This is a genomic window from Acinetobacter sp. SCLZS86, assembly GCF_021560715.1.
Lineage (GTDB): Bacteria > Pseudomonadota > Gammaproteobacteria > Pseudomonadales > Moraxellaceae > Acinetobacter > Acinetobacter towneri_A.
Genome location: NZ_CP090864.1, coordinates 72,522 through 85,458 on the forward strand (window position 1 = coordinate 72,522; position 12,937 = coordinate 85,458).

Annotated in this window: 12 protein-coding genes; all 12 read left to right on the forward strand. The window is 37.1% G+C overall.

The window, feature by feature from the left end; all coding sequences use genetic code 11:
• Window positions 1-2 precede the first annotated feature (2 nt).
• The 12 genes from LZP46_RS00305 to LZP46_RS00360 all read left to right on the forward strand — a co-directional run bounded on the left by LZP46_RS00305 (window position 3) and on the right by LZP46_RS00360 (window position 12,934).
• On the forward strand, window positions 3-1,127 hold the full coding sequence (locus LZP46_RS00305; protein WP_178318983.1) for a glycosyltransferase: 1,125 nt from the start codon (window positions 3-5) through the stop codon (window positions 1,125-1,127).
• Window positions 1,114-2,127, forward strand: coding sequence for a glycosyltransferase (locus LZP46_RS00310; protein WP_178318982.1), 1,014 nt, complete (start codon window positions 1,114-1,116; stop codon window positions 2,125-2,127). Before LZP46_RS00305 ends, LZP46_RS00310 begins: the two co-directional genes overlap by 14 nt.
• A gap of 2 nt (window positions 2,128-2,129) precedes the next feature.
• Window positions 2,130-3,167 carry a polysaccharide biosynthesis protein gene (locus LZP46_RS00315; protein ID WP_178318981.1) on the forward strand — a complete coding sequence of 346 codons (1,038 nt, stop codon included), beginning with the start codon at window positions 2,130-2,132 and terminating at the stop codon, window positions 3,165-3,167.
• A 2-nt stretch (window positions 3,168-3,169) separates the two neighbouring features.
• Window positions 3,170-4,282 (forward strand): UDP-2-acetamido-2,6-beta-L-arabino-hexul-4-ose reductase, encoded by a 1,113-nt coding sequence (gene wbjC / locus LZP46_RS00320; RefSeq protein WP_178318980.1) that lies wholly within the window; start codon window positions 3,170-3,172, stop codon window positions 4,280-4,282.
• Window positions 4,283-4,294: 12 nt separating this feature from the next.
• The gene (wecB, locus tag LZP46_RS00325) at window positions 4,295-5,425 is read left to right on the forward strand and encodes a non-hydrolyzing UDP-N-acetylglucosamine 2-epimerase (RefSeq protein WP_178318979.1); all 1,131 of its coding nucleotides are present in this window, start codon (window positions 4,295-4,297) and stop codon (window positions 5,423-5,425) included.
• 3 nt (window positions 5,426-5,428) lie between these two features.
• Window positions 5,429-6,649: a glycosyltransferase family 4 protein gene (locus LZP46_RS00330; protein ID WP_178318978.1), complete on the forward strand. Its 1,221-nt coding sequence runs from the start codon at window positions 5,429-5,431 to the stop codon at window positions 6,647-6,649.
• A gap of 16 nt (window positions 6,650-6,665) precedes the next feature.
• Complete coding sequence (locus LZP46_RS00335) at window positions 6,666-7,346, forward strand: PIG-L deacetylase family protein (RefSeq protein ID WP_178318977.1); 681 nt, start codon at window positions 6,666-6,668, stop codon at window positions 7,344-7,346.
• Window positions 7,343-7,927, forward strand: a complete 585-nt coding sequence (locus tag LZP46_RS00340) for a sugar transferase (RefSeq protein WP_178318976.1) — start codon at window positions 7,343-7,345, stop codon at window positions 7,925-7,927. The genes LZP46_RS00335 and LZP46_RS00340 overlap by 4 nt, the downstream gene beginning before the upstream one ends.
• Complete coding sequence (locus LZP46_RS00345) at window positions 7,924-8,916, forward strand: methionyl-tRNA formyltransferase (protein ID WP_178318975.1); 993 nt, start codon at window positions 7,924-7,926, stop codon at window positions 8,914-8,916. Before LZP46_RS00340 ends, LZP46_RS00345 begins: the two co-directional genes overlap by 4 nt.
• 13 nt (window positions 8,917-8,929) lie before the next feature.
• Window positions 8,930-9,592, forward strand: a complete 663-nt coding sequence (locus LZP46_RS00350) for an acetyltransferase (RefSeq protein WP_178318974.1) — start codon at window positions 8,930-8,932, stop codon at window positions 9,590-9,592.
• Window positions 9,593-9,624: 32 nt separating this feature from the next.
• Complete coding sequence (locus LZP46_RS00355) at window positions 9,625-10,800, forward strand: DegT/DnrJ/EryC1/StrS family aminotransferase (RefSeq protein WP_178318973.1); 1,176 nt, start codon at window positions 9,625-9,627, stop codon at window positions 10,798-10,800.
• A 259-nt stretch (window positions 10,801-11,059) separates the two neighbouring features.
• Window positions 11,060-12,934 carry a nucleoside-diphosphate sugar epimerase/dehydratase gene (locus LZP46_RS00360; protein ID WP_236094317.1) on the forward strand — a complete coding sequence of 625 codons (1,875 nt, stop codon included), beginning with the start codon at window positions 11,060-11,062 and terminating at the stop codon, window positions 12,932-12,934.
• Window positions 12,935-12,937: the final 3 nt, after the last annotated feature.

The following is a 12,937-nucleotide window of genomic DNA, read 5'->3' on the forward strand; positions in this document are numbered from 1 at the left end:
TGATGAAACGTATGAAATTATTTTATTTTGGCTATTATACTGGAAACAGTAACCCCAATGGTTTCTTAGAATTTCCTGGTTGTAGTAATAAAATGAGCTATATTATTAATTGTATGAAAATTAACAATATAGCTATCGATGTAATATGTCTTGGCGAGTCTAAAGAAAATATCACTCATAAAAGCCAAAGCATTAAAATTGACTCATTAGAAAATAATTTTTTTGTTGGAACTACTAGTTTTAAATTATTTTCAAAAATATATTTATATCTGCAAATAATTAGTATTTTAATTTTTAAAGTGAAAAAAACAGATACTGTGATTTTTTACCATAGCTATTATCTTCTGTTTTTATTTAAATTTATAAAAATTTTTAAAAAATATAATTTAATTATTGAAGTAGAGGAGAGTTATAAAGCTGCTTGGGGTAAATCTGATTCTGAAATTAATAATGAAATTAAAAATCTCAAGGGTGCTGATGCATATATATATGTGAATGATTTATTGCCAAATTTTATTGAAAATACTAAACCCTATGTTGTTTGTTATGGGAATTATGAAGTTAAAGATTCCTTATCTACTAAAAAACGAAATAATAAAAAAAGAATTGTTTACGCTGGCTTAATTTCTGAGAAAGACGCTTCAGATATTTATTTAGCTTTAAATGCAATGAAATATTTAGATGATTCATACAGCTTATCAATTTTAGGCTATGGCAGTGATTATGCACTAAACAAACTTAAGCAATATATTGTTGAAAAAGATTTAAGTAATAATGTGGTTTATGAAGGATTTTTAAAGGGAGATGATTATATTAATTTCCTTAATAATTGTGATTTTGCTATTAATCCCCGATTTCTATCTGATAACCTCTCTGATTATACTTTCCCTTCTAAGGTTTTAGCATATTTAAGTGTAGGGCTGCCAGTTGTAAGTACACCCATAAGATGTATTGAAGAATCAAAAGTTTCTGATTTAATTTCATTTTCTGAAAGTGCAGATCCTTTAAGTTTTTCAAATGCGATAAAAAAATTAAATTTAAATACCAATCCAGTTTTTACAATTGAGAGTTTGGATAAAGAATTTATCGTTGATTTAAAAAGGTTGCTTGAAAATGTTGCTGGTTGATTCCGTTTTTATTAATAATGGTGGTGGATTGGTCTTACTCAGGCATTTAGTAGATTACTTAGAGTCAATATTCCAAAATGTTTTCTATTTGTTCGATAGTAGAGCCGAAGTTTATTTCAAAAAAATTCCTGATTTACGTAAGAAGTATATTTCCAATTCTTTAATGGAACGACACTTTTTTTATCAAAAGAATAAAGATAAATTTGATAAAGTTATTTGTTTTGGTAACTTGCCGCCTACTATTCGATTAAAAGCTAAAGTTCTAGTTTATTTTCATCAACTACTTTTTTTAGAAATTCCAAAAGGATTTTCTTTTAAAAATAAATTTACATACGTTATAAAGCAGAATATTTTAAATTGTATAAAAAACAATGCTGATATTTGGTTAGTGCAAAGTGAAAATGTTAAGTTGGAATTTTCTAAAAAATATTTAAGTGGCAGAGCTGAAAAAATAGCCAAGTTGCCCTTCTATCCTGAGTTAAATTTCTCTTGTTATAATATAAATAGAGCAAAGGATAGTTTTCTCTATGTGAGCAACAGTTCATCTCATAAAAATCATTATAGGTTAATCGAATCTTTTTGTTTGGCTTATGATGAAGTACATAAAGGTAGTTTGACTGTTACTGTGCCAGATACCGATTTAAATCTATGTGCATTTATTCAGAAGAAAATTGATGTGGGCTATCCGATCAAAAATGTTGGTTTTATAGATAGAGAAAAATTAACTGTACTTTATTTGTGTCATGAGTATTTTATATTCCCCTCATTGGCTGAAAGTTTTGGATTAGGGTTGGCTGAAGCTATAGATGGTGGTTGTAAAGTAATAGCATCAGACCTGAGCTATACTTATGAAGTTTGTGAGCCTTCACTAATTTTTGATCCTATTAGTATAGATTCTATACAAGCTGCCATAGTAACTGCTATAAAAAATGAATTACCTTGTGCAAAGAAATTAATCGAAAATGATCTTTCAAAGATTATGCAACTTCTAGTGGACTAAATATGTATTTTACAAACAAGATTCTTCTCATCACAGGCGGTACAGGTTCATTCGGTAATGCTGTTTTAAAACGCTTTTTAGAAACAGATATTAAAGAGATTCGTATCTTTAGTCGTGATGAGAAAAAACAAGATGATATGCGAAAAAAATACCAATCATCTAAGCTTAAATTCTATATTGGTGATGTCCGTGACTATAACAGCGTGCTGAATGCGACACGAGGGGTAGACTACATTTACCATGCTGCTGCATTAAAGCAAGTGCCATCATGCGAATTCCATCCTATGGAAGCGGTAAAAACCAACGTTTTAGGTACAGAAAATGTGTTGGAAGCAGCCATTCAAAACCGCGTAAAACGTGTGGTGTGCTTAAGTACAGACAAAGCTGTTTATCCTATCAATGCTATGGGCATCTCCAAAGCCATGATGGAAAAAGTCATGGTAGCAAAATCACGTAACCTAGAAGAACTAGAAACAGTAATTTGCGGTACGCGTTATGGTAATGTGATGGCATCTCGTGGTTCAGTCATTCCATTGTTTGTAGATCAAATTCGCCAAGGTAAACCGCTTACCATTACAGACCCTAACATGACCCGCTTCATGATGACTTTGGAAGACGCGGTTGATCTAGTCTTATATGCGTTTGAACACGGTGAAAATGGTGATATTTTTGTACAAAAAGCACCTGCAGCAACCATTGAAGTTTTGGCTCAAGCATTAAAAGAACTACTTAAAGTAGAAGAACATCCTGTTTCTATTATGGGTACGCGTCATGGTGAAAAAGCCTATGAAGCCTTGCTTAGCCGTGAAGAAATGGTGGTTGCGATAGACCAAGGCTATTACTTCCGAGTGCCTGCAGATCAACGTGACCTCAACTATGAAAAATATGTAGAAGAGGGCGACTCAAAAATTTCTGAATTTGAAGATTATAACTCACATAATACCGACCGCTTAGATGTTGAAGGTATGAAAAAGTTATTATTAAAACTTGAATTCGTACGTGCTTTAACCCAAGGTCAGTATATAGATCCAGAGGCTTAAACATGAAAATTTTAGTCACAGGGTCTAACGGCTTTATTGCAAAAAACTTAATTCAATTTCTGTCTGAAAAATCAGAAATAGGAGTTTTACCATTCAACCGTAATTCTAGTTCAGCAGAACTAGAGCAATCTGTCCTTGCTGCAGACTGGATTGTGCATTTAGCAGGGATTAATCGCCCTTTAAATGAACAAGAATTTATAGATGGAAATATCACACTTACGCAAAAAATTGCAGATATTCTCAAACAGACTAATAAGCAAACACCAGTTATTCTTTCTTCTTCAATTCAGGCAGAACGTGACAGTGCCTATGGACAGAGTAAGCTAGGTGGTGAGCAGGTATTATTAGAGTTGAATCAGCAACGGGGCAATGCCGTTTATATTTGCCGTTTAGCCAATGTATTTGGTAAATGGTCACGCCCAAATTATAACTCAGCTGTGGCAACCTTCTGTTACAACACCGCTCATGATTTACCTATTCAAATTCATGATGAAAATGCCATGATTCGTCTAGTTTATGTAGATGATGTGGTGAAATCATTTTGGGACATTATTCAAGGTACAGCACAAGTAGAACAAATTTTTGCAGTCCAACCTGAGTATCAAATTAGCGTTGGAGATTTAGCAAAAACTTTGGCTGGTTTTAAACAGTCCCGTGAGAGCTTAATTACAGACCGAGTTGGTACAGGTTTAACTCGTGCGCTTTATTCGACTTATCTAAGTTTCTTGAAGCCTGAACAATTTGACTATAGCGTACCTAAATATGGTGACCAACGCGGTGTGTTTGTCGAAATGCTGAAAACACCAGATGCAGGACAATTTTCTTACTTTACCGCACACCCTGGTATTACCCGTGGTGGACATTATCACCACACCAAAACAGAAAAATTTTTGGTCATTAAAGGTAAGGCATTATTTAAGTTTAAGCATGTAGTGACAGGCGAGTTCTATGAGCTTGAAACTTGTGGGGATGAACCACGAATTGTAGAAACTGTACCAGGCTGGACGCATGACATTACCAATATTGGTGAAGATGAATTGGTGGTGATGTTATGGGCAAATGAAATATTTGATCGTGAAAAACCTGATACTTATGTAATGCCATTAACCCGTTAAAGAGTAAAAGTTGTGAAAAAATTAAAATTAATGACGGTAGTGGGCACACGCCCTGAAATTATTCGTTTATCGCGTGTAATGGCAGTGTGTGATCAATATTTTGATCATATTTTGGTTCATACAGGTCAAAATTATGATTATGAACTCAATGAAATTTTTTTTACCGACTTAGGTATCCGTAAACCTGATTATTTTTTAAATGCTGCAGGTGCGACGGGTGCAGAAACCATTGGTAATGTGATTATTGCTGTAGATAAGATATTAGAGCAAGTTCAACCAGAAGCCTTACTGGTGTTGGGTGATACCAATAGCTGTATGGCCGTATTACCTGCAAAACGTCGTAAAATTCCAACATTCCATATGGAAGCAGGAAACCGCTGTTTTGATATGCGTGTACCTGAAGAAATTAATCGTCGTATCGTCGATCATACCGCTGACATTAACTTGACCTATAGTACGATTGCACGAGATTACTTGTTGTCAGAAGGCTTACCCGCAGATCAGGTAATTAAAACAGGTAGTCCAATGTTTGAAGTGCTGCATCATTACAAAGCTAAAATTGAAGCTTCAGATGTGCTAGAGCGTTTAGGTTTAAAAGAGCACCAATACTTTATTGTAAGTGCACACCGTGAGGAAAATATTAACTCTGATCAAAACTTTTTAGACCTGGTTCAAATGCTGAATTCAGTTGCGGAAAAGTATCAGTATCCTGTGATTGTTTCCACACATCCACGTACCCGTAAGCGTATTGAAGAGCTGAATATTGCGTTTCATCCGCTGATTCAATTATTAAAGCCGCTTGGATTTAGTGATTACAATAAGTTGCAACTTTCTGCAAAAGCAACATTATCAGACAGTGGCACCATTAATGAAGAATCTTCAATTCTAAATTTCCCTGCTTTGAACTTGCGTCAGGCGCATGAACGTCCAGAAGGGATGGAAGAAGCTGCCGTGATGATGGTGGGCTTAACCGCAGAGCGTGTTTTGCAAGGTTTGGAAATTTTAGATCATCAACCACGTGGCGAAGAAAGATTATTGCGTTTAGTTGCTGACTACAGTATGCCAAACGTGAGTGAAAAGGTGGCACGTATAATTTTAAGCTATACCGACTATGTTAACCGTGTGGTATGGAAGAAGTACTAAAATATGAAAATTCTTCTTTTAACGCAGTGGTTTGATCCTGAACCTACTTTTAAAGGACTGGCTTTTGCCAAAGAGTTAAAACGACAAGGTCATGATGTTCAGGTACTCACGGGGTTTCCAAATTACCCAGGTGGGAAAATTTATGATGGGTATAAATTAAAACTTTATCAACGTGAAGAAGTAGATGGAATATCCATTTTACGTGTTGCTTTATATCCTAATCATGATAGCTCTGCGTTAAAAAGAATTTTTAACTATATTAGCTTTGCATTTATGGCAATACTTTTTGGCATTTTTTCGACCAAAAAAGCCGATGTCATTTATGCTTATCATCCCCCATTAACTGTGGGAATAGCTGCTATTTTCATTAAGTTTTTTCGACGTACACCGGTTGTCTATGACATTCAGGATATGTGGCCTGATACCCTAAAAGCAACAGGCATGCTGAATAACATTAAAATTTTAAATCTTATTGGTTTAGTGTGTAAGTTGGTCTATAGATTTGTTGATCATATTGTCGTGCTATGTCCTGGCTTTAAAAAGCTGCTGTCAGAACGTGGTGTACCAGAAGAAAAAATTAGCATTATTTATAATTGGTGTGATGAACAAGGTCTGACTCAGGCTCAGCCGGCAAAAATTGAATATCAGCAGCTGATGCAAAATAAATTTAATATTGTTTTTGCAGGAAATATGGGGAAAGCTCAGGCTTTAGATACTATTTTAGAGGTTGCTAAAAAAGTTCAACATATTAAGGATATTCAATTTGTATTTGTTGGTGGTGGTACAGAAACTGAGCGTTTAAAACAACGTTTAATTGTTGAAAATATATCTAACGTGATTTTTATCCCTCGTATGCCTATGGCTGAAGTTGGAGGTGTATTAGAGCTATCTAATCTATTACTAGTACACTTAAAAAAAGACCCATTGTTTGAGATTACCGTACCGTCTAAAACGCAAGCATATATGGCAATGGGTAAACCAATATTAATGGCGGTAGCTGGAGATGCTGCTGAACTTGTGCAAAAAGCTCAATGTGGTTGTATTGCTATTTCAGAGGATGTAGAAAGTATTCAGCAAGCTATTTTGAAAATTTATCACTTGTCTGCTAGTGAACAGCTGCAAATGGGCTTAAATGCGCACAACTTTTATTTACAAGAATTATCTTTAGAAAGTGGGGTCTTAAACTTTGTAACGATTTTTGAAAAAGTTAGTCGAAAAGTTTAATTTGAGAGAATATGTAATGAAAGTTTTAATATTAGCCCCTCATGCAGATGATGAAGTGATTGGTATGGGAGGAACGATTGCGAAACTAACATCCCAAGGACATGAAGTAGTATTAGCTATTTTAACAGGACCTGGTGATGAGACTCATCCGATATGGCCAAGTTCATTATGGGATGGCATTCGTACTGAGTGTTTAGATGCAGCAGAAATTTTAGGTATAACTCAAGTTATATTTAAAAATTTACCTGCTGCTTGTTTAGATCACTACCCGACATGGAAAGTGAATGGTGAAGTGGATAAGCTAATTCAAGAAGTTAATCCAGATGAAGTATATATTCCCTTTCAGCATGACTTACATCAGGATCATGGTGTAATCAATTACGCTGCATTGGTAGCGTTAAGACCCTATTTATCAAAAAATAAAAATTTAAAGAGAGTGTTATGTTATGAGACTCTTTCAGAAACCCATTTAGCGGCACCTTATTTAGTTGCTGCATTTCAACCTAATATTTTTGTTGATATAGAGAGTTTTTTAGAAAAAAAACTATTGGCAATGGCTGCTTATAAAAGTCAAGTTCAACCCTCAAATATGCCACGCTCACTTAAATCATTGGAATCTCTAGCTCATATTCGAGGAACACATATAGGCAGTATGGCAGCAGAAGGTTTTGTACTTATAGGTGAATATCAGCGATGAAATTCACAGTTGCTTTAAAACGATTAACAGATCTCATAATTTCTCTATTTTTATTAATACTCCTATCACCAATATTAATTCTTTGTACCCTGTTTATAAAATTAGGTGACAAGGGGCCAATATTTTATAAACAACAACGAGTAGGGCTTAATGGCTGTTTTTTCGAAATTTTAAAATTTCGCTCTATGAGCGTAAATGAAAATAGAGAAATTAGCCAGACTTTTAATACCGATCCAGAGGTAACATGGATTGGGAGAGTGATGCGTCGTACCAAAATAGATGAATTACCTCAACTGATTAATGTAGTAAAAGGGGATATGGGACTAGTTGGCCCTAGACCATGTCTTACCATAACTTATAAAGAAATGCCTGAATGGGCAAAAGAGCGTTTTAAAGTTCGCCCTGGGATGACTGGGTTAGCTCAAATTAATGGGAATATTTTTTTGAGCTGGGAAGAGCGTTGGAAATACGATATTCAATATGTAAAAACTTTATCCATTTTAAATGACATAAAAATTGTTTTTAAAACAATATTAGTTGTTATTTTTGGAGAAGATAAATTTAAAAAGGATGTGAAATGAAATTTATAGTTATTGGTGGAGTAACAAGTACAAAACTATTAATTGATAAACTTCTTGATTCAAATATAGCTGACGTTACCGTTTATGGTTATGAGCCTAAAGATCATTCTTTAGTGAGTGGATGGACAGATTTATCTTATAGTCAAAAGAAAGGATATATTTATAAAGCGTTTCAAAAGATAAATGATCTTGAAAATGAAATTGTAGAAGCAAACCCAGATTATATTTTTGTTGTTGGTCTGTCTCAATTGGTATCTAGAAAAATTATTGATGCTGCTAAAAATTTTTCTATCGGTTTTCATCCTACTGCTTTGCCAAAAGGCAGAGGCAGAGCACCTTTAGCATGGATTACTGAAAAATGTGAGGATGGGGCAGCGACTTTTTTTGAATTAACAGAAAATGCTGATGAAGGACAAATTTTTGTTCAGACACCATTTCTGGTTGAAGAGTCCGATGATGCTGAAAGTGTTGAAGCAAAATTGCTGATTGCAGAAAAAGATGCTTTAGATGAGTTAATTTTTGCAATAAAAAATAATAAATTAAAAGGAACACAACAATCTGAAGAGCAGGCCACATTTAATGGCAAGCGTACTCATTTTGATGGTTGTATAAATTGGGAAAATGAGGCATATAAAGTTGACCGGTTAATTAAAGCCGCTACACTCCCTCATCCTGGAGCTTTTACATTTTTTGAAGACTTAGAAATAAAAATCTGGAAATCTGAAGTATTATTTAATTCGCCTTATAATGGCGTTGTTGGGACGATTCAAAAAGTTAATCAAAATGATTTTATTATTCAATGTCTTGATCATTGTATTAGAGTAACTAGTTGGTCTACAGATAATTCTTGGTTACCTAAAGTAGGGATGAGATTAGGATATATAAATTCTCTCGAAATTAATCTGCTAAGAAAAAAAGTAGCAGACTTGAGTGAACGTTTAGAAGTAATGGAAACTTCTTTAAAAAAAGTATTAAGTAACAAGCTATAAATAGGTGCCTAAAATGTCTGTATTATTTGGTATCTATGGTGCTTCAGGTTGTGGGCGTGGTTTGATGCCTGTAGCAAGAGCCCAATTAAAACGTTTGGGAAATCCTGCTGAAATCGTATTTATAGATGATAGCTTAGTTGCAGAAACCATAATCAATTCACATCGTGCTATGAATTATGCGGCATTTAAAGCACACCCAGCGACTCAAAAACAGGTGCTGATTGCGATTGCCAATAGTCAAGTACGTGAAAAAATTTCAATACAACTTGAACAAGATGCAATTGAGCTCTGGAGTGTTCAGGCAGATAATGTCGTACTGATGGATGAGGTTGAAATTGCCGCAGGCGCAGCACTCAGCCCTTTTGTGAGCATTACCTCAAATATAAAAATTGGTAAATGCTTTCATGCCAACTTATATAGCTATGTAGAACATGATTGTGTGATTGGTGACTTTGTGACTTTTGCCCCAGGTGTTCAGTGTAATGGCAATATTCATATTCATGACCATGCTTACATTGGTGCGGGTGCGATGATAAAACAAGGTACGCCAGACCAACCTTTAATTATTGGTCGGGGTGCGGTGGTTGGTATGGGTGCTGTGGTGACTAAAAGTGTACCTGCAGATGTGACTGTTGTCGGCAACCCTGCGCGACTGCTGAAAAAAACTAATTTTTAAGACGAATACGAATTAATATTCTAGGATAAAGCATGCTAAACACAGCATTTGAACCATGGCCAAGCTTTACTCAACAAGAGGCAGATGCCGTATCTCAAGTTCTACTGTCCAACAAAGTCAACTACTGGACAGGGCAAGAATGCCGCGAATTTGAAAAAGAATTTGCGCAATTTGCGCAAACCCAATATGCCGTGGCACTTGCCAACGGTACTGTCGCTTTGGATGTTGCACTCAAAGCCTTGAACATTGGCACGGGTGATGACGTGATTGTCACTTCACGCACCTTTTTAGCATCGGCAAGCTCCATTGTGACAGCAGGTGCCAACCCCATTTTTGCAGATGTAGAACTCGATTCACAAAACATATCTGCTCGTACCATTGAAGCGGTACTCACTCCAAATACCAAAGCGATTATTTGTGTCCATCTAGCCGGGTGGATGTGTGATATGGATCCGATTATGCAACTGGCAAAAGAAAAGGGTCTGTATGTGATTGAAGACTGTGCACAGGCACATGGTGCGATGTACAAAGGTAAATCTGCAGGTTCCATTGGACATATTGGTGCATGGTCGTTCTGTCAGGACAAAATTATGACCACAGGTGGCGAAGGCGGTATGGTCACCACCAATGATGAACAGCTATGGAAAAAAATGTGGTCCTACAAAGACCATGGTAAAAATTACGACAGCATTTATAACAAACAGCATCCACCAGGGTTTCGCTGGTTACACGACTCTTTTGGCACCAACTGGCGCATGATGGAAATGCAAGCCGTGATTGGACGTATTCAATTACAGCGCATGCCTGAATGGACACAAAAACGTACCGAGCATGCACAGCGCATTTTAGCAGCGTTTCAGGACAGTCCATATTTTACTGTGCATTACCCAGACAGTGACTATGTACATGCCAACTACAAGTGCTATGTGCAGGTCAATAGCGAACAGTTACCTACAGGTTGGTCACGTGATCGTATCATGCAGGAAATCAATGCGCTGAATGTACCTTGTTTTAGCGGCTCATGTTCAGAAGTGTATTTAGAACATGCTTTTGATGGTACAGCATGGCGTCCTGCACAGCGTTTAGCGCATGCACAGCAATTGGGCGAAACCAGTTTAATGTTCTTGGTACATCCAAACTTAAGCGATGACAGTATCACAAAAACCATTGCGGCAATTCAGCAGGTGATACAAAAGATGGCAGGCTAAGCCATACTTATGATGCAGCCTTCAAGTGATGATCTTCATCTTGCGATAGGGCGCAAAGGGCTGCATTAGGTTGGTTGTTGTAGCTTTACATCATTCGGCTATTGAAGTGCGATAGAGTCATCTAATCTTTAAACTGAAAATAGAGTAAAATATGCCAAATGATATATTTTACATTGATAAAAATAGTGTGAACTGAAAATTGTCTATTTAATGTTTATAGACAATTTTCAGTAAAAAAAATATTGAGAAGCCTCATCCCGTGAAATCCATTATCGAACCTGCTGTAGAATCCCCCCGCTTAGTCAAACTCGCATTTTTAATAGTGCTGGATTTTTGTGTATTTCCTGTCTTGCTGTGGCTATGTTATGCCATTCGCCAGTTTGATTTAGGCGCAGAAGTGGTGCCCAACTTGGCTTTTGGTTCGGTATGGGCAAGTGTGATTGCCGTTGTATCGCTGTTTATTTTTGGCGTGTATCGCTTTATTGTGCGTACCTACAGCGAACTGTTTATGGTCAAATTGGGGTTGGGAACCTCTTTGACTGTGGCAGGATTGTATGCGTTGGCATATTTTACCGATGCCTTTATTCCCACTTCTATTCCGCTTATGTTCGGCTTTCTCATGTTCGCATGGGTTTGGTTTAGCCGTGGCTTTATTCGCTTTATCGTACGTTCTTATTTACAAGCCGATGTACAAAAAAAACGTGTGGCGATTTATGGTGCAGGCAATGCAGGACAGCAAATTGCAGCAGCACTATACAATTCCGATGAACACTTACCTGTGTTGTTTATTGATGATGATCCGTCACTCACTGGGCAACAGTTGGGCCGTTTAAAAGTCTATGATGCAGAAACAGCATTAAAAGTCATGCCGAAAAAGCATATTGATGAAATTTTGATTGCGTTGCCTTCGGTCGGACGTATGCGTAAAAGCGAGATCGTCAAATTCTTAGAGCCTGCACATATTAAAATTACCGAAATTCCAGGACTAACCAAACTAGTCGATGGTGAAATTCGCGTATCGGATATTCAGGAAGTCGATATTATTGACTTGCTCGGGCGTGACCCTGTGCCGCCAGTACCCGAACTGTTGGCTAAAAATATTCAAAACAAAATGGTCTTGGTCACAGGTGCGGGGGGGTCCATTGGTTCTGAATTGTGTCGCCAAATTGTCAAAAATAAACCCAAAGCCTTGGTGATTTATGAACTGACCGAATTTGCGTTGTATAGCATTGACAAAGAATTACGCTTAAATAGCGATGTCACGATTATCCCGATTTTAGGTTCAGTGCTAGATCAGGCCAAACTAGAGCGAGTGATGGAACAGTATAGGGTTCAAACCGTGTACCATGCGGCTGCTTACAAACACGTGCCCTTGGTAGAATGTAACCCATTGGCAGGTTTGAAAAACAACGCCATTGGTACGGCATTTAGCTTAAATGCAGCGGTCAAAACAGGTGTAGAAACCTTTGTACTCATTTCTACCGATAAAGCCGTGCGTCCAACCAATGTCATGGGGGCGTCTAAACGTATGGCAGAATTGTATTGCCAAGCCATGGCAGAAGCGCAAGATCAGACCCAAATTAGCATTGTCCGTTTTGGGAATGTTTTGGGTTCATCGGGTTCGGTGGTGCCGTTGTTTAAACAGCAAATTGCCAAAGGTGGGCCCATTACCGTGACTCATCCTGAAGTCACCCGTTACTTTATGACCATTCCAGAAGCCTCGCAATTGGTGATTCAGGCGGGTGCTTTAGGTCAGGGGGGCGATGTATTCCTACTAGATATGGGGGAACCTGTACGCATTCAGGACTTGGCCCGTCAAATGATTGCACTGAGTGGTTTAAAAGTACGAGAAACAGGCAGTCAGGAAGGTGATATTGAAATTCAATATTCAGGTTTACGCCCAGGCGAAAAACTCTACGAAGAATTGTTGATTGATGCTGATAATACCGAAGTGACACAACACAGCCGGATTTTGCGTTCTTATGAAAAAAAGTATCCGTTGGATGAATTGTTGTTGGTGTTTGAGCGTATGCATGACTTAACCGCAATTCAAAGTGATATTGACTGGGCTTTAGCACAGCTTGAACACTATGTGGATGGTTATGCCCGTGGTATAGAAATTAAGGTGAACTAAATT